At 62.6% G+C, this 22,428-nt stretch carries 22 protein-coding genes; 4 read left to right on the forward strand and 18 right to left on the reverse strand.

The annotated features are described in order from the left end of the window. Nucleotides 1-84 precede the first annotated feature (84 nt). The 3 genes from zwf to edd all read left to right on the forward strand — a co-directional run bounded on the left by zwf (nt 85) and on the right by edd (nt 4,205). Nucleotides 85-1,560: a glucose-6-phosphate dehydrogenase gene (zwf, locus tag ASG25_RS05280; RefSeq protein ID WP_062470191.1), complete on the forward strand. Its 1,476-nt coding sequence runs from the start codon at nt 85-87 to the stop codon at nt 1,558-1,560. A 3-nt stretch (nt 1,561-1,563) separates the two neighbouring features. After that, a complete protein-coding gene (pgl, locus tag ASG25_RS05285; protein ID WP_062470194.1) occupies nt 1,564-2,262 on the forward strand; it encodes a 6-phosphogluconolactonase in 699 nt (232 codons plus the stop codon). Between the two features lie 122 nt (nt 2,263-2,384). After that, on the forward strand, nt 2,385-4,205 hold the full coding sequence (edd, locus tag ASG25_RS05290) for a phosphogluconate dehydratase (protein WP_062470197.1): 1,821 nt from the start codon (nt 2,385-2,387) through the stop codon (nt 4,203-4,205). A 163-nt stretch (nt 4,206-4,368) separates the two neighbouring features. On the opposite strand, the gene ASG25_RS05295 is transcribed toward edd, so the two are convergent. The 6 genes from ASG25_RS05295 to ASG25_RS05320 all read right to left on the reverse strand — a co-directional run bounded on the left by ASG25_RS05295 (nt 4,369) and on the right by ASG25_RS05320 (nt 11,962). Continuing rightward, the gene (locus tag ASG25_RS05295; RefSeq protein ID WP_062470200.1) at nt 4,369-5,187 is read right to left on the reverse strand and encodes an alpha/beta hydrolase; all 819 of its coding nucleotides are present in this window, start codon (nt 5,185-5,187) and stop codon (nt 4,369-4,371) included. A gap of 88 nt (nt 5,188-5,275) precedes the next feature. Continuing rightward, nucleotides 5,276-6,364: a sn-glycerol-3-phosphate ABC transporter ATP-binding protein UgpC gene (gene ugpC / locus ASG25_RS05300; RefSeq protein WP_062470203.1), complete on the reverse strand. Its 1,089-nt coding sequence runs from the start codon at nt 6,362-6,364 to the stop codon at nt 5,276-5,278. Nucleotides 6,365-6,396: 32 nt separating this feature from the next. After that, the gene (locus ASG25_RS05305; protein WP_062470206.1) at nt 6,397-8,073 is read right to left on the reverse strand and encodes an alpha-glucosidase; all 1,677 of its coding nucleotides are present in this window, start codon (nt 8,071-8,073) and stop codon (nt 6,397-6,399) included. Nucleotides 8,074-8,137: 64 nt separating this feature from the next. Further along, nucleotides 8,138-9,283 carry a carbohydrate ABC transporter permease gene (locus tag ASG25_RS05310; RefSeq protein ID WP_062470209.1) on the reverse strand — a complete coding sequence of 382 codons (1,146 nt, stop codon included), beginning with the start codon at nt 9,281-9,283 and terminating at the stop codon, nt 8,138-8,140. A 1-nt stretch (nt 9,284) separates the two neighbouring features. Then, nucleotides 9,285-10,295, reverse strand: a complete 1,011-nt coding sequence (locus ASG25_RS05315) for a sugar ABC transporter permease (RefSeq protein ID WP_062470212.1) — start codon at nt 10,293-10,295, stop codon at nt 9,285-9,287. Nucleotides 10,296-10,603: 308 nt separating this feature from the next. Further along, nucleotides 10,604-11,962: an ABC transporter substrate-binding protein gene (locus tag ASG25_RS05320; RefSeq protein WP_062472227.1), complete on the reverse strand. Its 1,359-nt coding sequence runs from the start codon at nt 11,960-11,962 to the stop codon at nt 10,604-10,606. 269 nt (nt 11,963-12,231) lie between these two features. Between ASG25_RS05320 and ASG25_RS05325 the strand changes: the two genes are divergently transcribed. After that, nucleotides 12,232-13,263: a substrate-binding domain-containing protein gene (locus ASG25_RS05325; protein WP_062470215.1), complete on the forward strand. Its 1,032-nt coding sequence runs from the start codon at nt 12,232-12,234 to the stop codon at nt 13,261-13,263. A 71-nt stretch (nt 13,264-13,334) separates the two neighbouring features. Here the strand turns inward: ASG25_RS05325 and folD are convergent, their stop codons facing one another. From folD to flaF, 12 genes are all read right to left on the reverse strand, one after another. Further along, the gene (gene folD / locus ASG25_RS05330) at nt 13,335-14,234 is read right to left on the reverse strand and encodes a bifunctional methylenetetrahydrofolate dehydrogenase/methenyltetrahydrofolate cyclohydrolase FolD (RefSeq protein WP_062472233.1); all 900 of its coding nucleotides are present in this window, start codon (nt 14,232-14,234) and stop codon (nt 13,335-13,337) included. 195 nt (nt 14,235-14,429) lie between these two features. Then, on the reverse strand, nt 14,430-15,254 hold the full coding sequence (locus ASG25_RS05335) for a WecB/TagA/CpsF family glycosyltransferase (protein WP_062472236.1): 825 nt from the start codon (nt 15,252-15,254) through the stop codon (nt 14,430-14,432). A 373-nt stretch (nt 15,255-15,627) separates the two neighbouring features. After that, the gene (locus ASG25_RS05340; protein WP_062470218.1) at nt 15,628-16,194 is read right to left on the reverse strand and encodes a hypothetical protein; all 567 of its coding nucleotides are present in this window, start codon (nt 16,192-16,194) and stop codon (nt 15,628-15,630) included. Then, nucleotides 16,194-16,562, reverse strand: a complete 369-nt coding sequence (locus ASG25_RS05345; protein ID WP_062470222.1) for a hypothetical protein — start codon at nt 16,560-16,562, stop codon at nt 16,194-16,196. Before ASG25_RS05345 ends, ASG25_RS05340 begins: the two co-directional genes overlap by 1 nt. A gap of 204 nt (nt 16,563-16,766) precedes the next feature. Continuing rightward, nucleotides 16,767-17,342 carry a rod-binding protein gene (locus ASG25_RS05350; RefSeq protein ID WP_062470225.1) on the reverse strand — a complete coding sequence of 192 codons (576 nt, stop codon included), beginning with the start codon at nt 17,340-17,342 and terminating at the stop codon, nt 16,767-16,769. 115 nt (nt 17,343-17,457) lie between these two features. After that, nucleotides 17,458-17,874, reverse strand: coding sequence for a hypothetical protein (locus ASG25_RS05355; RefSeq protein WP_062470229.1), 417 nt, complete (start codon nt 17,872-17,874; stop codon nt 17,458-17,460). Between the two features lie 2 nt (nt 17,875-17,876). Next, nucleotides 17,877-18,629, reverse strand: coding sequence for a flagellar biosynthetic protein FliR (fliR, locus tag ASG25_RS05360; protein WP_062470233.1), 753 nt, complete (start codon nt 18,627-18,629; stop codon nt 17,877-17,879). Next, nucleotides 18,626-20,713 (reverse strand): flagellar biosynthesis protein FlhA, encoded by a 2,088-nt coding sequence (flhA, locus tag ASG25_RS05365; RefSeq protein ID WP_062472239.1) that lies wholly within the window; start codon nt 20,711-20,713, stop codon nt 18,626-18,628. The genes fliR and flhA overlap by 4 nt, the downstream gene beginning before the upstream one ends. 148 nt (nt 20,714-20,861) lie before the next feature. Then, complete coding sequence (gene fliQ / locus ASG25_RS05370; RefSeq protein ID WP_062470235.1) at nt 20,862-21,128, reverse strand: flagellar biosynthesis protein FliQ; 267 nt, start codon at nt 21,126-21,128, stop codon at nt 20,862-20,864. A 65-nt stretch (nt 21,129-21,193) separates the two neighbouring features. Then, the gene (flgD, locus tag ASG25_RS05375; RefSeq protein WP_062470238.1) at nt 21,194-21,622 is read right to left on the reverse strand and encodes a flagellar hook assembly protein FlgD; all 429 of its coding nucleotides are present in this window, start codon (nt 21,620-21,622) and stop codon (nt 21,194-21,196) included. Then, nucleotides 21,613-22,062 (reverse strand): flagellar biosynthesis repressor FlbT, encoded by a 450-nt coding sequence (flbT, locus tag ASG25_RS05380; protein ID WP_062470241.1) that lies wholly within the window; start codon nt 22,060-22,062, stop codon nt 21,613-21,615. The genes flgD and flbT overlap by 10 nt, the downstream gene beginning before the upstream one ends. Then, complete coding sequence (gene flaF, locus ASG25_RS05385) at nt 22,059-22,406, reverse strand: flagellar biosynthesis regulator FlaF (protein ID WP_062470246.1); 348 nt, start codon at nt 22,404-22,406, stop codon at nt 22,059-22,061. The genes flbT and flaF overlap by 4 nt, the downstream gene beginning before the upstream one ends. Nucleotides 22,407-22,428: the final 22 nt, after the last annotated feature.

Raw genomic sequence — 22,428 nt, forward strand, 5'->3', positions numbered from 1 at the left:
CCGGCGCATTTTTTGCACCATACTACTAGCGTCTTTAAATCGATTAGATTATAGAACGCCCGACCCGAGAGAGATCGATATCCCATGAGCAGCCAGATCATTCCCGTCGAACCCTTTGACTACGTCGTCTTCGGCGGCACAGGCGATCTTGCCGAGCGAAAGCTCCTTCCGGCCCTATATCATCGCCAGCTCGACGGCCAGCTGACCGATCCGACCCGCATCATCGGCGCCTCGCGCACCGCGATGACGCACGAGGAGTATCGCCAGTTCGGACGCGACGCGCTGAAAGAGCACCTCAAGGCCGGCGAATTTGACGAGGCGCAGGTCAAGGCCTTCACCGACCGGCTTTTCTACATTTCCGTGGACGCCAAGAGCGATCAGGGCTGGGACAAGCTGAAGTCGCTGCTTGACGAGGCAAAGGACCGCGTGCGGGCCTTCTATCTCGCCGTCGCCCCCGGAATTTTCGGTGCCATTTCCGAGAAGATCCGCGATCACAAGCTGATCACCAAGACCACCCGTATCGTGGTCGAAAAGCCGATCGGCCGCGACCTTGCGTCCGCGCTCGAACTGAACGACACGATCGGCAAGGTCTTCCGGGAAGAGCAGATCTTCCGCATCGATCATTACCTCGGCAAGGAGACCGTGCAGAACCTGATGGCGCTGCGCTTCGCCAACACGCTGTACGAACCGCTGTGGAATTCGTCCTACATCGACCATATCCAGATCACCGTGGCGGAAGCCGTCGGGCTGGAGAGCCGCGCCGGCTATTACGACACGGCGGGCGCGCTGCGCGACATGGTGCAGAACCATATCCTGCAGCTGCTCTGCCTTGTTGCGATGGAGGTTCCGCCCTCGATGAACGCCGAGGCCGTGCGCGACGAGAAGCTTAAGGTTCTGCGCGCGCTGAAGCCGATCACCGCCGCCAATGTCGAAAAAATGACGGTGCGCGGTCAGTACAAGGCCGGCGCCTCCGCCGGTGGGCCCGTCAAGGGCTATCTCGAGGAACTGGAAGGCGGCGTCTCCAATACCGAGACCTTTGTCGGCATCAAGGCCGAGATCAACAATTGGCGCTGGGCGGGCGTACCCTTCTACATCCGCACCGGCAAGCGCATGGCGACCCGCATGTCGGAGATCGTCATTTCCTTCAAGCCGATCCCGCATTCGATCTTCGACGAGGCAGCCGGGCGTGTGGAAGCCAACCAGCTCATCATCCGCCTGCAGCCCGACGAAGGCGTCAAGCAGTCGCTGATGATCAAGGATCCCGGCCCGGGCGGCATGCGCCTGCGCAACGTGTCGCTGGACATGACCTTCGCCGAGTCGTTCAAGGCGCGCAGCGCCGATGCCTATGAGCGCCTTCTGCTCGACGTGATCCGCAACAACCAGACCTTGTTCATGCGCCGCGACGAAGTGGAAGCGGCATGGCGCTGGGTCGATCCGATCCTGAAGGCCTGGGACGAAGTGGGCCAGAAGCCGCAGTCCTATACCGCGGGCACCTGGGGCCCGAGCCAGGCCATCGCGCTCATCGAGCGGGACGGCCGCACCTGGCACGAAGTGGTCTGAGCCATGACCGTCCAGCTCCACACGTTCGAGACCCCGGCCATTCTTGCCGAACGCCTGGCGACAGCCGTTGCAGACGCCCTGGCCGCCGGCATCGCGGCTGCCGGTTCCGCCTCCATCGCGGTTTCCGGCGGCTCGACGCCCAAGGCGTTCTTCAAGGTGCTGTCCGGCGCCTCGCTCGACTGGAGCAAGGTCACGGTGACGCTGGTGGACGAACGGTTCGTGGCGCCCGATAGCGAACGGTCCAACGAGAAGCTGGTGCGCGACAATCTGCTGGTCGGGAATGCCGCGGCGGCAGGGTTCGAGCCGCTCTACTACCCGACGGCCACTGCCGAGGAGGCCGCAGCGACCGCCACCAAGGAGACGGCGCGGATCGGACGGCCCTTCGATGTCGTGGTGCTGGGCATGGGCGGGGACGGACACACCGCCTCGTTCTTCCCCGGCGGATCACGCCTTGCCGAAGCGCTCGACCCGCAGACACCGCGCGGCGTGATGACCATGCAAGCCGCCGGCGCCGGCGAGCCGCGTCTGACCTATACATTCACGAGCCTGCACGATGCGCGGCTTCTGGTGCTCCACATCGAGGGCGACGCCAAGAAGGCCGCGCTGGAAGCGGCGCAAGGCGACGGCCCCGAGACCGAAATGCCCATCCGCGCCATGCTGCGCCGGGCCGCCGCGCCGGTCGAGATCTACTGGGCTCCGTAAGAGGTGCACCGTTTCGGTCACCGGCCTGTGGCATGACACTTGACACAACCGGCGTTCACCCGCGCCGATACCGATGATCCACATCTGAGACAGGGGCCCGGAGGGCCCCGGAAGGATAGGCCATGACCGTCGATCCCCGTATCGCAGCCATCACCGCCCGCATCGTCGAGCGCTCCAAGCCCTCGCGCGAGCCGTATCTGGACCGCGTGCGCAATGCCGCTGCCAAGGGCGTCCACCGCTCCGTGCTCGGCTGCGGCAACCTTGCCCATGGCTTCGCGGTCTGTTCCCCCTCCGAGAAGGTGGCGCTGTCGGGCGACACGGTGCCCAATCTCGGCATCATCACCTCCTATAACGACATGCTTTCGGCGCATCAGCCGTTCGAAACCTATCCGGCGATGATCCGGGCAGCCGCGGCGGAAGCCGGCGGGATCGCCCAGGTCGCCGGCGGCGTCCCCGCCATGTGCGATGGCGTGACACAGGGCCAGCCGGGCATGGAGCTGTCGCTGTTTTCCCGCGACCTTATCGCCATGGCGGCCGGTATCGGCCTGTCGCACAACATGTTCGACAGCACGGTCTATCTCGGTGTCTGCGACAAGATCGTGCCCGGCCTGATGATCGCCGCCATGACATTCGGTCATCTGCCGGCCGTGTTCATTCCCGCCGGACCCATGACCACGGGCCTGCCGAACGACGAAAAGGCGCGCGTGCGCCAGCTCTATGCCGAAGGCAAGATCGGTCGGGACGAACTGCTGGAAGCCGAGTCCAAATCCTATCATGGACCCGGGACCTGCACCTTCTACGGCACGGCCAACTCCAACCAGATGGTCATGGAGATCATGGGCTTCCACATGCCCGGTGCGTCCTTCGTCAATCCCGGCACGCCGCTGCGGGATGCCTTGACGCGCGAGGCGACCAAGCGGGCGCTCGCGATCACCGCGCTCGGCAATGCCTTCACCCCGGCCGGCGAAATGATCGACGAGCGGTCCATCGTCAATGGCGTCATCGGCCTGCATGCGACCGGCGGCTCGACCAACCACACGATGCATCTCGTCGCCATGGCCCGCGCAGCCGGCATCCAGCTGACATGGCAGGATATCTCGGAGCTCTCCGACATCATTCCGCTGCTCGCCCGGGTCTATCCGAACGGGCTTGCCGACGTGAACCATTTCCATGCCGCCGGCGGCATCGGCTACCTCATCGGCCAGCTGCTGAAGGCCGGCATGCTGCACGAGGATGTCCGCACCGTCTTCGGTCACGGCCTTGAGGCCTATGCGATCGACGTCAAGCTCGGCGAGAACGGCACCGTCGCGCGCGAGCGCGCCCCCGAGGTCAGCCACGACCCGAAGGTGCTCGCCACCATCGACAAGCCGTTCCAGGCGACGGGCGGACTGAAGATGCTGACCGGCAATCTCGGCAAGGCCGTCATCAAGATCTCGGCGGTCAAGCCGGAGCGCCACATCATCGAAGCGCCGGCGAAGATCTTCCACGATCAGGCAAGCCTCAACGACGCCTTCAAGGACGGCAAGCTGGAGGGCAATTTCGTCGCGGTCGTCCGCTTCCAGGGCCCGAAGGCGAACGGCATGCCGGAACTGCACAAGCTGACGACGGTGCTCGGCATCCTGCAGGACCGCGGCCAGATGGTCGCACTCATTACCGACGGCCGCATGTCCGGCGCCTCCGGCAAGGTACCGTCCGCGATCCACATGACGCCGGAAGCCAAAGACGGCGGCCCGATCTCCAAGATCCGCGAAGGCGACATCATCCGGCTCGATGCAACGACCGGCGAGGTCAACGTGCTCGTCTCGGACGCGGAACTGGCGGCGCGCGCGCCCGCCGAGGCCGATCTCGACGGCAATGCGTTCGGTATGGGCCGGGAGCTCTTTGCCCCGTTCCGCGCCTTGACGGGCGCGGCCGAACACGGCGCGAGCGTGTTTTTCCACTAATCCTGTCGCCCGAGAGCGTGCAGCGCTTTCGGGAAACGACATGCCTTAAAACAAGACCTTAAAGCGCGGTGCGTGAATCCTTTTCACGCACCGCGCTTTAGACGGCGGAAACGCATGGTCCGGAAAAAGAGCGCGCCGACCTCTTCGGCGCGCTCTTTTCGTTTCAGACGAGAAACGCGAGAAGGTCCTTGTTCAGCCGTTCCGGTGCGGTTGCAAACAGGCCATGGGGCTCGCCGTCGTACTCGATCAGACGCGCGCCTTTGATGCCCTTCGCGGCAGCACGCCCCGACGGGTCGATCGGCACGGTCTTGTCGGCCGTTCCATGAATGACGAGCGTCGGGATGGTGAACGCCGCAAGGTCCGGACGGAAATCGGTCGTGCCGAAGGCTGTCACGCAGTCGATCGTCGCCTTGGGGCTCGCCATGACGCCGAGCACGAACGACCAGTCGAGCACGCCCTGGCTGACCGGACGGCTGACGAGGCCGACGCCGTAGAATGTCTTGGCAAAGCTCTGCAGGAAGGCGAAGCGATCCTCGCGGATCTGTGTCTTCATATCCTCGAACACGCTGCCATCGACACCGTCCGGATTGCTGTCATCCTTCAGCAGATACGGGGCGACCGATGCGACAAGCACGGCCTTGGCGATGCGCGATGCCCCGTGACGCGACAGATAGCGCGCAATCTCGCCGCCTCCCATGGAGAAACCGACCAGGGAGACGTCTTGCAGATCGAGCCCGTCAATCACGCTCGCCAGATCGTCGGCAAAGATATCGTAGGTGTAACCGGTCGCCGGATGTCCAGACTGGCCGAAGCCGCGACGGTCATAGGTGATGACGCGGTAACCTGCCTCGAGCAGCGCCACGGTCTGATACTCGAACATGTCGCCTGTCAGCGGCCAGCCGTGAATGAGGACGACGGGACGGCCCTGCCCCATATCCTTGACATGTAGTTTCGTGCCGTCCTTTGCGTCGATATACGCCATGCGGAACTCCTTTTCTGTCTCGCCTCTTCCAATTCCGGGAGACAAGGTTTGGTTCCGGCAGGCGCGCATCACATCCGGGGCGACGGCACTACCGCCGATACGTCTTCCCCTCCCCGTCGAACAGATGCAGCTTGGCGCGATCGGCGGTGAAGCGGACGCGGTCGCCGCGCTTGATCGGCTGGATGCCGGCAAGCTTGGCGATGATGGGCTCGTCGGGGACGAGGCCTTCGATGTAGAGGAGCGTGACTTCGCCAAGCGCTTCGACGATGGAAACGGTGCCCTCGAAGAGGAAGCTGTCGCCGGTGGTGATCTGGAGATCCTCCGGTCGCACGCCGAAGCTTGCCGACCGGCCGGATTCGGTATCGGGCGTCGCGATGTCGAGAATGTCGCGCTTGCCGCCGACGAGCTCGACCGTGGTCTGGACGCCGGTGGCGACGATCTTGGCGGGGATGATGTTCATGGCGGGCGAGCCGATGAACTGCGCGACGAACAGGTTGGCGGGGCGCTCGTAGAGTTCGAGCGGCGGGCCGACCTGCTCGATATGGCCGCCCGAGAGAACGACGATACGGTCGGCGAGCGTCATGGCCTCCACCTGGTCGTGGGTGACGTAGATCATGGTCGTATCGGCCATCTGCTCGTTCAGACGGGCGATTTCGATACGGGTTGCGACCCGCAGCGCCGCGTCGAGGTTCGACAGCGGTTCGTCGAACAGGAACACCTTGGGATCGCGGCAGATGGCGCGACCGATGGCGACGCGCTGGCGCTGACCACCCGAAAGCGCCTTGGGCAGACGGTCCAGATACTGGGTGAGCTGCAGGATTTCGGCTGCGGCGCGCACGCGGCGGTCGATCTCCTCCTTGCTTTCCTTGGCGATGCGCATCCCAAAGGCCATGTTGTCGTACACCGTCATATGCGGGTAGAGCGCATAGGACTGGAACACCATGGCGATGCCGCGCTTGGACGGCGGGGTGTCGTTGACCTTTTCGCCCTCGATGAACATCTCGCCGCCGGTGATCTCTTCGAGACCGGCGATCATGCGCAGGAGCGTCGACTTTCCGCAGCCGGACGGGCCGACGAAGACGATGAATTCACCCTTCTCGATCGTGAGGTCGATGCCATGGATGACATCCACCGCACCGTAGGATTTGCGGATCTTGCGTAGTTCCAGTCCGGACATGGGTCCCTCCCCGTTCACTCGGTTGATGATCGTCAGACGATCCGCGCGAAAAATCCGCTCCAGGCGGGCAATGTAATGCTGTTGTCACCCAGTTCCGAGCCGAAACCGTGACCGGAGAGCACCTCGAGGCGCTCTGCCGGCCGCTCGACCGAAGCCGTTTCACCGCTCATGTTGAAAAGGCAGAGCAGCGTCTCGTTGCCATGGCTCCGCTCGAAGCCGAGCACGGGCGCCGCATGGGCCTTGAAGGCAATCTCGCCCTTGGACAGCGCCTTGTGCTGCCGGCGAAAGGCGAGAAACCGGCGATAATGGTGAAGGACGGAGCGCATGTCCTGCTCCTGGACCGAAACGGCCCGGGCGAGATGCGCTTCAGCCACCGGCAGCCACGGCCTCCCGTCGCCGAAGCCGCCGTTCGGCGCATCCGCTTCCCAGACCATCGGCGTGCGGCAGCCGTCGCGACCCTTGAAGTCGGGCCAGAACTGAATACCGTAAGGGTCCTGCAGATCCTCGAAGGCGAGGTCCGCCTCGGTCAAAGCCAGTTCTTCCCCCTGGTAGATGCAGACCGAGCCGCGCAGCGACATCAAGAGGCTGGCCAGAAACTTCGCATGCCCGTCATGGTCGGTGATGCCCTGTCCCCAGCGGGAGACGTGACGCACGACATCGTGGTTGGAGAACGCCCAGCAGGCCCAACCTTCCGGCGCCGCCCGCTCGAAGGCATGCTGAACCTCGGCGACGCGGGCCGGGGTGAGCGGATCGGGCGCCAGGAACTCGAAGGCATAGCACATATGCATCTTGTCGCCGCCCGACGTGTACTGCCCGGCGATTTCGAGACCGATCTGGCTGTCGCCCACTTCGCCGACCGCGGCAATGGCGGGATATTCGTCCATAACGGCGCGAAACCGCTGGAGGAAGGCGATATTTTCGGGCCGGTTCTTGTCGTAGAGATGCTCCTGGTAATTGTAGGGGTTCACGGCCGGCGCCGTATTGGCATTGCGACGCTCGGGCGCCAGGGCCGGGTTGTCGCGCAGTTGCAAGTCGTGGAAATAGAAGTTGATCGTGTCGAGGCGAAAGCCATCGACGCCGCGTTCCAGCCAGAAACGCTCGACCGAGATCAGCGCCTCCTGCACCTCGGCATTGTGCAGGTTCAGGTCCGGCTGCGAGGTCAGGAAGTTGTGCATGTAATACTGCAGGCGCGTCGGATCCCACTGCCAGGCGGAACCGCCGAAGATCGACATCCAGTTGTTGGGCGGCGTGCCATCGGGCTTGGAGTCCGACCAGACATACCAGTCCGCCTTTGGGTTGAAACGGCTGGAGCGGCTTTCGGCAAACCAGGAATGCTGGTCGGACGTGTGGGAGAGCACGAGGTCGATCATGACCCGGATTCCCAGACGATGGGCTTCCGCGATCAGCGCGTCGAAATCCGAGAGGAGACCGAAGATCGGATCGACATCCTTGTAGTTGGAAACGTCGTAGCCGAAGTCCTTCATCGGCGAGGTGAAGAAGGGCGAGATCCAGATCGCATCGACATTCAGCGCGGCGATGTAGGGCAGCCGGCGCGTGATCCCCTTGAGGTCGCCGATCCCGTCGTCGTTCGAGTCCTGATAGGACCGCGGATAGATCTGGTAGATCACGGCGCCACGCCACCAGTCGCGATCCGCGGCTGGCAGGGTGGAGATCGTCTCGGTCTGGGTCTTGCGGAGAGGCAGGCTCATGGGAGGGCGGAAGTCCTTGGACGGTGGGTTCGGGAGACGGCGGGTTCGGCCGTCCTTCGGGCGATCAGCCGCCTTTGACCGATCCGGCCAGCAGGCCGCGCACGAGATAGCGCTGCAAACTGAAGAAGACGATCAGCGGGATGATGATGGTGATGAAGGCCGATGCCGTCAGGATTTCCCAGTTTCCGCCGCGCGACCCGAGCAGGTTGACGAGGCGACCGGTCAGCACGAGCTCGTTGTTGCCGGTGCCCAGAAAGACCATGGCGACGAGAAGGTCGTTCCAGGTCCAGAGGAACTGGAAGATGGCGAAGGAGGCAAGCGCCGGGAAGGACAGCGGCAGGATGATCTTGACGAAGATGTCGAAATCACTCGCGCCGTCGACCCGGGCCGACTCCATGATCTCGCGCGGCAGGCCGGCCATGTAGTTGCGCAGGAGATAGATGGCAAGCGGCAGGCCGAACCCCATATGCGCCAGCCAGATGCCGACATAGGTCTTGGCCGGCACGCCGAGAAAGGCGCCGACCCCGTTGTAGAGCTTCAGGAGCGGGATGAGCGACATCTGCAGCGGCACGACCAGGAGGCCGACGACGACAGCGATGAGCAGGGTGCGTCCGGGAAACGGCATCCAGGCGAGCGCATAGGCGGCAAAGGCCGCGACGAGGATCGGGATGATGGTCGAGGGAATGGAGACGGTGAGCGAATTGATGAAGGACGCGCCGATGCCTTCGGCATTGAGCACCTCGCGGTAATTGTCGAAGGTGAAGCGCGAGGGAACGGCCGCCTGCACGAAGATGCGCTGGCCGCGCGAGCCTTCCATGGCGACATCGGACACGATCTCGAACGTCCCGTCCTCCTGGACGGTCAATCGTTCGCCATCGTTGAGCGTCGCCGTCTGACCGGGCTCGAACGCCGCAGGCTCTTGGGTGCGGAAGCCGAAGGCGGAAACCTTGGCGCCGGCATTGTCGAGCACGTTGCCGGAAATCACGAACTTGCCGTCGCGCTGCTGCTGCGTTTCAGGGCCCGGCGCACGCACCGTCAGGTTCTGGCTGGAGGTGGACAGGGCCGTCCACCAGCCGGAGACGGCAAGCTGGTCCTTGTCGCGCAGCGACGAGATCAGAAGGCCTGCCGTCGGGATGGTCCAGAGAATGACCAGCAGCAGCACGGACAGGTGCACGAACAGGACGAGCGGGGAGCGTTTCGACGCGATCATCTCAGTGTCCCTTCATCTCTCGGGCGGCATTGCGGATGTTCCAGATCATGATCGGCACGACGAGGAGCATGATGACGACGGCGATCGCCGCGCCGCGGCCGAAATCGCCGCCACCCCGGAACATCCAGTCGAACATGAGATTGGCCAGCACCTGCGTCTGCCACTGCCCGTTGGTCATGGCGAGAACGATGTCGAACACCTTGAGGACCAGGATCGTGATGGTGGTCCAGACCACAGCGATGGTGCCCCAGATCTGCGGGATCATGATCTTGAAGAAGATCTGGAAGCCGTTGGCGCCGTCGATCACGGCGGCCTCCACGGTTTCCTCGGGAATGCCCCGCAGCGCTGCCGACAGGATGACCATGGCAAAGCCTGTCTGGATCCAGACGAGAATTGCCATCAGGAAGAAGTTGTTCCAGAGCGGGATGGTGACCCATGCCTGCGGCTCGAAGCCGAACGCGGTGACGATCGCGTTGAGAAGGCCGATCTGCTCGGATCCCGCAGCCCTGTAATCGTAGATGAACTTCCAGATCACGGATGCGCCGACGAAGGAAATGGCCATCGGCATGAAAATCAGCGTCTTTGCAATGTTGCCCCACCAGATGCGATCGGTGAGTGCGGCGATGATCAGGCCGAAAAAGGTGGCGAGCGCCGGGACGACCAGCAGCCAGAGGAAGTTGTTGAAGATCGATTGACGGAATTCGCCGTCATGGATCATCCAGACGTAATTGGCACCTCCGACGAAATTCTGCCCGGCCCGGTCGTGGAAGGAGAGCCAGACGGATTCGATCACCGGATAGATCAGGTAGATCGTCATGGCGAAGAGCGCGGGAAACAGGAAAAGCCAGGGGCGGATCGCATTGCTGATGCGCAGGTTCCGCGATGCCTGTGCGCCCGATCGTCCCTTCGAGGGAAAGATCAGGTCGAGGATGAGGTTCGTTCCGTAGAAGTAGGCAGCGCAGGCGAGAACGCCGGCTACCATCGTGACGACGGCCATCAACAATTGCTGCATGTTCCCCCCTTACCAGCGCTTTGCATCGGACACGATGTGCCGCGGTTCCGCTGGAACGCTCCGTTCTGCTCAAGTTCGGCCTCGAACCGTCTGGATCCGAGATCGCCGCATGCCCGCGCTGCGATCGCAGCCTTTCGGCCGGCATCGCCTTGCGGTCATGGACACCCGCAGCGCATCCCATCCGCAGACACGATCGCCGATCGCGCGGCGGTCATGCCTGAAGGCACGGTGCCGGCAGCGGCAGGGCGCGGGGGTGTTCCGGTAGACGGTTTCGGGACGACCGCGTGGCGGCCGCCCCGAAACGGTGCTTACTTGATGCTATCCCAAGACTTCTGGATGTCGGCCGCCACGTCGGCTGCCGGCTTGCCGCCGACATAGTCGATCATGCCGGTCCAGAAGGCGCCTGCACCGATCTTGCCGGGCATCAGGTCGGAGCCGTCAAAGCGGAAGGTGGTCGCATTGAGGAGAATGTCCCCCTGCTTCTTCATCGGCGGATTGGCATAAGTGTCCAGATTGACGCCCTTGTAGGGGGTCAGGAAGCTCGACTGGGCCATCCAGACTTCATGGGCGATCGGCGTCTTAAGGAAGTCGAGGAACGCGCGCGATGCCGGGGTGTCCTTGGTGATCATGGCGAGCGTGCCGGCACCGAGAACCGGGTTGCCGAGATCCGGCTTGCTGGCGTAGGGCGGCATGTAGAAGAAGTCCGCATCCTCGCCGACCTTCGTGCCTTCCGGGAAGAAGGACGGGATGAAAGAGGCCTGGTGATGCAGGTAGCACTTGGGCGGCGAGGCAAAGAGACCCTTCGGGCTGTCGCGGAAGTCCGTCGACGAAACCGCCTGCGTCCCGCCATCGACATATTTCGGATTTTTGGCGAAGAAGCCGAACTCGTCGATCGCGCCAACGACGGCCGGATCGGTGAACGGAATGGCGTTGGTGACCCACTTGTCATAGGTGTCGGCCGGCTGCGTGCGCAGCATCATGTCTTCCACCCAGTCGGTGGCCGGCCAGCCGGTTGCGCCGCCCGAACCGAGGCCGATGCACCAGGGCGTGCCGCCGTCGGCGACGATCTTGTCCGTCAGCGCCTTCAGCTCTTCCATGGTCTTGGGCACTTCATAACCCGCATCCTCGAAGTTCTCGGGCACGTACCAGACCAGCGACTTGACGTCGATCTTGTAGGGGAATGCGTAGAGCGCCTTCTTGCCGTCCTTGCCGGCATAGGTGGACAGATCCACCCAGGACTGGCCGGCCGCATAGTTGTCGAGCAGCCACTTGTCCGTGCCCTCGCTGAGCGGCGTCAGATAGCCCTTGGAGGCGAGATCGGCGATGAGGCCCGGCTGGGGCAGGATCGCCACGTCCGGCGGCGAACCGGCCTGCGTGTCGATGACGATCTGCTGCTCGTAGTTCTCGGAGGACGAATATTTCACGTCGGCCCCGGTGACCTCGCGGAAATAGTCGAGCACGCTTTCGAATAGGACCTGGTCTTCGCCACGCCACGGACCGAAGATGGTCAGCGACTGCCCCTTGAGATCATGTCCGGACTTGAAGTCCTCGTAGCTTTTCCAGTTGAACTTGGCGTCGTCGCCCGGCTTGAACTTCAGGTCTGCGGCCGAGGCCGTTCCTGCGATCAGAGCAAGCGCAGCTGCGCCCAGGATCAATGTTGTCTTCACGTGATTCCTCCCGAAAATCCGCGGCACCTTGCTGGTATCTTTCATCGACACCTGCTTTCAAAGCGCTTTGAGAAGCGTAAGAAACCATTGGTCTAGGCTGCAAGTCAAGGGATTTTGCGCCGCCGTCCATCGTAAGTTGTTCATTCGCGGTGCAGCAAAGGTTTGCAATGCCGCATCCGCAAACTCTTTTGCACCGACAAGTCTTTGATGATACTGAGCGATCACACCGCTTTGAGACGGTATCAAAGCGCTTTGGTGGGAGTTGGAGGATGGTCGTCAATCTCAGGCAGCTTGCGGAGATGCTCGGCCTGTCGCAGACGACGGTCAGCCGGGCGCTGAACGGCTATCCCGAGGTCAATGCGGAAACGCGCGAGCGCGTGTTGAAGGCCGTTCATGACACCGGATATCGGCCAAACCGGGCTGCGCAGAGGCTTGCGACCGGGCGTGCGGCCTCGATCGGGCTCGTGATGACGGTCGCGCCCGATATCGACGCCGACGTTCACTTCAGCGCCTTCCTGACCGGTCTCGGCGAGGCCTCGGTTCGCCACGATTTTCACTTCGTGATCAATCCGAGCGCCCCGGAAGACGAAGAGACGACCTTTCGCCGACTGGCGGCCAGCGGCAATGTCGACGCCCTGTTCATCGCCTCTGTCCGCCGGGACGATCCGAGGATCGACATGCTGCGGTCGCTGCCCATCCCCTACCTTGTGCATGGTCGGGCCATCGGCCAGGGCGACGATTATCCCTTTCTCGACATCGATAACGAAGGTGCGTTCTACGAGGCGACGCAGCTGCTGATCGCGCTCGGGCATCGTCGCATCGCGCTGATCAACGGGCAGGAGCATCTGACCTTCGCCATGCGCCGGAAGGCCGGCATGCTCGCCGCTCTCACGGAAGCCGGCCTGGAAACCGACGACGTCCTGATCGCCCATGATTTCATGACGGATGAATATGGGTTTCGGGCAACGACCGCGTTCCTGGCCGATGCACGCCCGCCGACGGCCATTCTCTGCTCGAGCACGGTGATGGCGCTGGGCGTCGTCAGGGCGCTGACCCGCGCCGGGCTGAAGGTCGGCGACGACGTCTCGCTGATCGCGCATGACGACGTGCTGCCGCTTCTCAAGCCGGAACATTTCAACGTTCCGCTGACCACGACGCAATCGTCGCTCCGGGCAGCCGGCGCGCGCATTGCCGAGCGTCTGATCACCCATGTGCTCAATCCGGCGGACGCGCTGGAGCGCGAAGTCTGGCAGGCGGAGCTGATCCTGCGCGATTCGACCAAGCCTGCGCCACGCCGCTAAGATCTCTCGTCGGGTCGGGTCGGGTCGGGTTGGCTCGAACTTCGGATCTCCGGCGCGTTCTTATCGAGGCGTCAGAACGTCGGCGCGACAACGCCTGCCGCGCGGTGGGCGGCGATGACGGTATTGGCCATCAGCATGGCGATGGTCATCGGGCCAACGCCGCCCGGGACCGGCGTGATGGTCGCGGCGACATCCTTGCATTCGGCGAAGGCGACGTCGCCGACGAGACGGGTCTTGCCCTCCCCGCGCTCGGGTGCCGCAATGCGATTGATGCCGACGTCGATGACAGTCGCGCCCGGCTTGACCCAATCAGCCTTGACCATTTCCGGACGCCCGACCGCAGCAACGAGGATATCGGCATTGCGGCAGACGGACGGCAGATCCTTCGTGCGGGAGTGCGCGACGGTCACGGTTGCGTTGGCAGCCAGCAGCAGTGCCGCCATGGGCTTGCCGAACAGGTTCGAGCGGCCGATGACGACCGCGTTCAGGCCCGAGAGATCGTCTCCGTGGGTCTGCCGCACGAACACCATGGCCCCTGCCGGCGTGCAGGACACGAGACCGCCCTTCACGTCGCCCGTTGCAAGCTTGCCGGCATTGACGACGTTCAATCCATCCACGTCCTTTTCCGGCCTGATCGACTGGATGATGGCGTCGGCGTCGAAGTGCCCCGGAAGCGGCAGCTGCACGAGAATGCCGTGGATCGACGGATCGGCATTGAGGCGATCGACGATGGCCGCGAGATCATCCTGGCGCGTCTCTTCCGGCAGCGTGTGCTGAACCGAGACGAAGCCGCACTCCTTGGCCATGCGGCTCTTGGAGGAGACATAGGTGTGGCTTGCCGGATCGTTGCCGACGATGACGACGGCAAGGCCTGTCTTGATGCCACGGCTTTCTTCCAACGCGCGCGCCGCGGCCTTGACCCGGTCGAGAACGGAGGCGGCTACGGTCTTTCCATCGATAACGGTGCTCATCAGTCCCTCGCGCATATGGTTCGTGCTGAGGGATATACAGCGCGGAAACGCCGGTTGATCGCCTCAATGCGTCCTAAGCCGTTCTTCGCGAGGATTTCAAGGCCGTGCTCGGGCCTCCTGGGAAGATCGCGCTCCGGTGCACCGCTTTTTTAGCGAAGGCGCGCGCGTTTCCCGGAGCGGGCGCGAAGACGCGCCCTACAGCGATGTGAGCCGACGCACCGGCTCGGAGCGCACCGGCTCGGACCGCACGATCTGCGGCCCGGCAAATTTCCGCCAGAGGATGAACCGCAGGAAGACAGGGATGCCGATGACGTAACGCTTCCACAGCCGCTGCGGCTCGATCGTCATGCGATAGAGCCATTCCAGCCGCATGCGGCGGATGGATTCAGGCGCGCGCGGCACTTCGCCGGCGACGAAGTCGAACAGGGCCCCTACACCCAGCACGAGACGGGCATGCCCCGGGCCGACGTGGCGGTCGATCCACTTTTCCTGGCGCGGGGTGCCCATGGCGATCAGCAGGATGTCCGGCTTTGCCTCGCGCACCTTCGCCATCACGGCATCCGACTCCGACGCGTCGAAATAGCCGTCCGAAACCGGAAGAAAGGTGTGCCAGGGCGTGTGTCTCGCGAAATTCTCGGCTGCCCGTTGCAGCACGTCGGATCGCGCACCGACCATGGCGACGCGTCGCGGCGTCCGCATGTAGGTCAGCATCGCCGGGACGAAATCAGTGCCGTTCAGATTGGCGGGAAAGGGCTTGCCGTGAAAGATCTTGGAGGCGATGTCGATGCCGTGCCCGTCGGGGAACACGACGTGGCGGTCGAGGATCGCGCGGTAGTCCGGATCCGTCATCATGTAGTTCGCATTATTGGCATTCAGAAAAGAGATGATCGTCTGTCCGATCGGCAGCGACGCGACTTCGTCCACGAAGGTGAAGGCTTCCTCCCATCCGAAATCGCAGACAGCAAGGTCGAGAATATCGCGTTGGGACGGCTGAAGCGAAACAGGCGGAAAATATTTCATGCGGCAATCCTCCATCAGGAGCATCACGCACGCACGGCATCGTCCCTCATTCGCCTGTTACGGCCTCCATACGCCGCCGCTTTGTGCGACGTTAACGGAGCGAACGCGAACATTTCCCGGTGCCTGTGCGGTCACGATCCTCGGATCAATGACGGGCACCATAGCAACGCGGTCTGAAATCGCGTTTAAACCATTCTATCAAAAGCGTTTTTGCGGATTAAGATTTTGCTTACGAAATTTCTAGATGAATCTCGCTTTCCACAACCTGAAAATGCAGCACGGTGACGCTCGTGAAAGAACAATTAACCCTTTCGTCACTCTCTCGGTCAGGAACTCTGTTGAGAATAGCAGAGCCCCCTTGAATTTTACGTCCTCAGTGGCCGGCCGCTATCTTTTCGGCGGCGCCCGGGATCACGTCGTGCGCGGTATCGCCGTTGCGATCGACGATCGCCACGGGCTCCGGCTGCTTGCGGCTCTCGGGGTTGGCTACGCGCGCCACGTCCGCCTTGGAAAGATATTCGAGCTGCTCGACCAGGACCTCGAAGACGACCTCGTTCTTCATCTGCTCGTTCAGGCCCGTCTTCACGGCGGACTTGAAGTTCGCGAGATCGAAGGAGTTCTTGTCCTCGACATTGATCAGCTGCTTGCCGACCAGGATATCGAACAGCGCGTTGGTGACGGTCTCCTTGAAGGGCACCTGCAAGGTCTTCACCTTCGTCTTGTCGACAGCAAAGGAAAGCTTTGTCAGGAAGTAGCCCTGAACGCCGCCGTTGCGCAGCACGGGAACCGTGATCATCTCGCCCGGGAGATATTCCTGGACGGCCAGTCGCGCCTGCTCCTCACTGGATTCCACCGGTGCGGAAGCGTGGCGCATCGAGAGATAGACCGATCCGAGTGTAATGCCCGCGACCCAGACGCCGGTGAGGAGAAGCTTGAGCATTACATCGCGCCGTAACGGAACTGTTCCTCGGAGTAGATGCCGTCGGCATCCGCATCCTGCGCCGCAGCCTTCAGAAGCTCGACCACGGAACGGCACGCATCGAGATGGGCCTCGACCTTCTCGGAATTGGCCGCAAGCTTGTTGCGGATATGCTTTGCCTGCGACACATAGGACGGTGTCGCGTCGGCCGGCGTTTCCTTGCGGCTGAGCATCGTCAGCTCATAGAGGCACCGGCTCTTGCGCAGGTTGGAAGCCTTGAGGTCGAAGGTCGGATCGACGCCGATACGGGCGTTCTCATTGTCGAGGATCATCTCGAGCCGACCCAGAATGCTGCGGATCCGCACGTCGCCCGAAGCTTGAATTTCCATAAAACGTCTCCCGTCTTGGCACGGCGTCCGGTTGAACGTCGCCGCTCACCGTGCCGCCTGCATTCCTGATTGTCCGCGCGTCTCGACGCCCGGGGCCAGCCCCTTGCCGTCGCGTGCGGACCACAAACCTCTCCCGGTGCCGGTGCATGTCATGATGCCCGCCCCCGGTTTGCGACACCCGCCCCTATCGGGCCAGGCGTCCCGTCAGTCCTTGCCATCCGTCGTCGACAGAGCTTCGCTTGCCCGGAAGCCATCCAGCGCCTTGCGTTGGTATTCCTGCACCATGCTCTGGGCCATGTTGGCGCTGTTGCCGTCGAGTTGCGCGCTGACGCGGTTGGTCATGCTCGTGCCGCCCGCGCCATCGGCCACCATGCTGGCGGCGATACCGACCCCGTTGCCCTTTGCCATGACGTTGCCGATCTGCTCGGCCATCATGCTCTTCCAAATGTCGCCGGCCGTCCCCTTGCCGTAGACGTCCTCGCTGTTGCTCGGCATCATCGACTTGACGAAATTCTGGAGCACCATTGCTTCGAATTTCCGGTAGGTTTCCGGCACTTTCTTCGGTTCGGCGCGATTGTCGATGTTGCCAAGGCCCGAACCGGTCGGGCTTTGGTTGAGAATCGCAACCGTGTTGGCAAAGCCGTTGCCGGTTTCCGCAAGGCTCGATGCGCGGAACGCGGCCCGGCTGGACTGCAAACGCGCCTGTGCTTCCTTGACCTGCGTCGGATCCGCCGCGCGCAGGACATCCATCACCAGATCGGTCGGAGGAGAAATGGCCATCCGGTTGCTTCCTTCGTCACGCCGCCCGCCCCTCTGGAAGGTGCGAAAACCGGCCATGAAAATCCGTATCGGGGATTGAACGGGCGGTGAAAGCCGCGTCCAGCCGACCGGGACACTATGAGGGGTCAAGCTTACCGGAAGCTGGCGCGCCCAGCATGACGTGCTGGTCGATCAGATCGTAGATCGCATCGTCTGCCGCGGCCCGCTCTTCGAGGGCGCGGGCGTCCTTCATGTGCTCGGCGAGCCTGTCGCCTTTTGCCCGCTCCTTCAGCACGCGCGCCTCGTGCACCTGCTGGATGCCCTCGAGCATCTGGTCCTTCTGCGCCAGCCGGCCGAGCTGCGAGGCGTAGTGGCCCGAGAACATGGCATGAAGCGGCTTGGCCGAGCCCATGGCCTCCGCCACGACATCGATCGTGGTCGCCAGCTCCCGACGTTGTCGCGCGGTTTCGGAAAGTTCGTTCTCCGCCATCTGCTCGAGATGACGCTGGACGGCAACGAGACGCCTCAGCTTGTCGGAACGGTTCTCGGCCATGGCTATATCCCCTGCATGACGACGGCAAACCCATCGGCAAACAGTCGCAGCATGGCGGCAATGCCGAGATAGAGGAGGAACATGCCGCCCATGATGAGATAGGGCGCCGAAATGAAGTAAAGCGGCATTTGCGGCGCCAGCTTGTTGACCATGCCCAGCGCGACGTTGAAGAGCAGGCCGTAGATGATGAACGGGCTCGACAGGCGCAGCATGATCATGAAGGTCATTTCCAGCGCATTCGTCATCGTGATCAGGATGCCCTGCGGATCGAATCCGACACCGAGCGGCATGGCCTTGTAGCTGTCGAAGATGGACTCGAAGATCACATGGTGGAAATCCAGCATGAAGAGCACCATGAGCCCGCCGAACGAGATCAGGTTCGTCACCTGGTTTTCCGCGGTATCTTCGAGAACGTCGCTCGCGGGCGGTGCCGTGAAGCCGATCATCATCGTGAGCACGGAGCCGACGAACTGGAGGCCCAGCGCGTAATAGCGGGCGATCAGGCCGATCACGCTGCCGATGACGACTTCGGTGGTGATGATGTAGATATAGGTATGCCCCTTGCCGGAGATCTGCGGGTAGATGTCGTCCCACATGATCGGCAGGATCGCCATGGAGATCGCGACGGCTGTAAACAGGCGGATCTGCACGGAGACCCGTGCCGAGGAAAAACCCGGCATGACCATGATGCAGGCGCCGATCCGGCAAAACGCCGCAAACAGCGCGAGCACCGTGCCCTCCGGGTCCGTTATCATGAAATGGAGCCGATGATCTTGATCTCGAGCCCCTTTGCAAGCTCGACATGGCTGAGGACCGGCAGCGTGGCAAACAGGCGTTCGATGATCATGCGCACATAAGAGCGGGATTCGGGCGAAGATACCAGCACGAACGGCATGCCGCGGTCGAGATGCTCGCGGATGACGCGCGTCGCCTCTTCGCTGAACTCTTCGAGATGGCGCGGATCGATATCGAACTCGACGATATCGCCCTTCGCATCGCGCTTGAGCGCCTGATGGAACACCATGTCCCACTTGTTGCCGAGACGCAGGACGCGCAGCGTGCCGTTGTCGGACAGATCGCCGCAGAGCTGCTGCGACATGCGGACGCGGACATGTTCGACGATGTGCTCGGTTTTGCGCACATGCGGGGCGAGCTCGGCCACCGCTTCCAGGATCAGGTGCAGGTTGCGGATGGAGACCCGCTCGGCCAGCAGCAGCTTCAGCACGGCCTGCAGGCCCGAATAGGACATGTGCGAGGTGCAGATCTCGTCGGCGAGCTTGCGGTATTCCGGGTCGAGACGCTCGATGAGGATCTTGACGTCCTTGTAGGAGAGCAGTTGCGGCAAATTGTTGCGAATGACTTCCGACAGATGCGTCAGAACGACGGAAACATTGTCGATCGGGTGGAAGCCCTCGCGTTTCAGGTCTTCGGTAAAGGTTTCCAGGATCGACACGGCAGGCATGCCGAAGGCGGGTTCCCGGATGTCGTCGCCCGGAACGGTCGGGCGACGGCCGCCGCCGGTGACCACGATGACCTCCCCGACGCGCACCGTGTTCGACGCGATCGTCGTTCCGTGCACGCGGATATGATAGGCCTTGTCGGGCACGGCGATATCGTCGGACACCTTGATCTCGGGGACGATGAGCCCGTACTGGCTGGCGAACTTGCGGCGCATCTTGCCGACGCGGAAGGCGAGCTCCTGGTGGGCGCCAAGCAGGCGCGTGGAGACCTGCTTGCCGAGCAGCAGCTCGATTTCCGCGGTCTTGAGAACAGACTTGACGCTGTCCTTCTCGCTGTCCTTCACCTGCGCTGCCGTCTGCAGATCCTGCTCGCGCTTCAGCTGGCTGGCGGCTGCGGCCCGGCGCGGGATGATGTAGGCCATGGCGGCCATGCCGACGGCAAGCGTGGCGAAGGGAATGAAGGGCAGACCCGGAATGATGGCCAGCATGGCCAGCAGGCCGGCCGCGACCATCAGCGCGCGGGGGTAGTTGCTGAGCTGGCCGACGACTGCCTGGTCGGTCGAGCCGGATGTGCCGCCGCGCGAGACGAGAAGGCCTGCCGCCAGAGAGACGATCAGGGCCGGAATCTGCGACACGAGACCGTCGCCGACGGAGAGCTTGACGAACACGTCGGCTGCTTCGCCGATCGACATGCCGTGGCGGAAATAGCCAATGATGATGCCGCCGAACACATTGATGCCGGTGATGAGGAGGCCGGCGACCGCATCGCCGCGCACGAACTTCGACGCACCGTCCATGGAGCCGAAGAACGAGCTTTCCTCCTCCAGCTCGCGCCGGCGATGCTGCGCCTCCTTCTCGTTGATCAGGCCGGCGGACAGATCGGCATCGATCGACATCTGCTTGCCCGGAATGGCATCGAGGGTGAAGCGGGCGCCGACTTCCGCGATACGCGTGGCGCCCTTGGTGATGACGATGAAGTTCACCGTGATCAGGATCAGGAAGACGATCAGACCGATGACGAAATCGCCGGACATCACCAGGCTCGCAAAGCCCGCGATGACGCTGCCCGCAGCATCGTGCCCCTGGTGCCCGTGCGACAGGATCACGCGGGTCGTCGCGATGTTGAGCGCGAGGCGGATCATGGTGGAGATCAGCAGGATGACCGGAAAGGACGAGAAATCGAGCGGCCGCTGGATCCAGAGCGACACCATCAGGATGAGAATGGAGAAGGCGATGGAGAAGGCCAGGCCCATGTCGATCAGGAAGGGCGGGATCGGCAGGAAAAGGATCGACAGGATCGAAACGATACCAAGCGCGAAGCCGATATCGCGCCCTTTCGGGGCGATCTTGGGAATGACAATTGCAGGAGGTTGTGCCATCGGAATGTCCGTCTCGTCATGAGAGGCGGGCGACATTCATACCTGTCGCCCCATATGACGACCGTTCTAGGCGCTCAAGCTTGCGTGGGGATGGCTCGCGATCGGACCGCGCCGCTGCGCGACGGCAGCGTGCAGGCCCTGAAACCGATCAGAATCCGGTCTGAATGCGCGAAAAGACGATATCGGTGAAGATCGAGACCTGCGAGCCGATGAACGGCGCGGCGATCGCGACGGTCACGAGAACCGCGAGGATCTTCGGAACGAAGGTCAGCGTCATTTCCTGCACCTGCGTCAGTGCCTGGATCAGGGCGACAACGAGGCCGACGATCATCGCGGCGAGGACGGGCGGGCCAGACGCCACGATCACCGTCCACATCGCCGTCTGAACCATGTCGAGAGCGTCGGCCTCATTCATTGCAACATCACTTCGCGACGGAGAATCGGGCGATGTCCGCCCGACACGGCTGCTTGCCGAGACGTTTACTTTACCGAAACGCCGGGACCGATGGCAAGCTTGCTTCCGTTTTCGAGGAGCGCCACGATTCCGTCGGAATAGAGCGTGACCTCCTTGACGACGCCGGTCGTCTTGCCGTCCGCGCTCGTCACCGTCTTGCCGATGACGGCATTGGCTTCCGAGAGCGAGGTGCGCTGCAGCAGGCTTTCCAGATTGGTGTTGGTCTGGATGGTCTGCTCGACCTGCGAGAAGGTCGCCAGCTGGGCGATCTGCTGCGTGCTGTCCATCGGCTGCGTCGGATCCTGATTCTTCATCTGGGCGACGAGCAGCTTCAGAAAGCTGTCATAGTTGAGATTGGCCTTGCTGGACGCACTGGCTGCATCCTTGGCCGTCGTATTCGGAGTGCTGGTCGGGCTCGGGGCGGCTGTCGCGCCAATCAGACTGCCTAACGCCATGGTGCGATCTCCTTGCGGATATGTTCGATCATGGCGGGTGCCATCTCCTGTGCGTTGAGGATCTTGTCCTCGATCGGATAGAGGCCACGGATCGCCTTCAGGGCGTCGAAGGCGCGTCCCTGCATGACGAGAGCGTCGATGCGCTTCAGCTCCGACAGGATCTCGTCGTTCTTGAAGCAGTTGAGCAGCATGACGATCGACTTGCGGAACATGATCGTCGACTGCTCGGCACCTTCCGGATTGATCAGGATCATCTGGGCGATGAAATAGAGCTGACGCAGCGGGGTGGTCGCATCCTCCGGCTGGAGGACGTGGTTTTCGAGCAGGAAGGTGACATCGTTCAGAAACTCGACGGCAACCTTGCGATCGACCCGCAGAACGGCGCCATTCACAAAGATCCGTTCGCCCGACTTCAGCGAGATGCGCAGTGTGCTTTTCATTTCAGTCCATCCCTGATGATGGTTGTGATGTCGATGATGCCCTGGAAGTTCGAGGATTCGCGTTTGCGGATCTTCTCGGTCTCGCTCAAAATCCAGATGGCGATGGAGATGAGGTTGGCGCGCAGCGACTCGTCCAGCTGGTTGTCGGGTGCGCGCAGGTCCTCGATGAAACGGATCCAGAGACGCCGCGTGTAGTAGACCGCCTCGATCGCCTCTCGCGAGTATCCCTTCTGCCGGGCAGCAGATGCGAGCAGCGCTATCGAACGGTCGAGGACCTGTCGCTCACGATCCTTGGAGTCGACAACGCCGTCCTCCATGATCTCGGCATACGAAAACTGATACATTCAGACATCCCTCATGTTTGTC

The organism is Rhizobium sp. Leaf384 (assembly GCF_001424065.1).
Lineage (GTDB): Bacteria > Pseudomonadota > Alphaproteobacteria > Rhizobiales > Rhizobiaceae > Ferranicluibacter.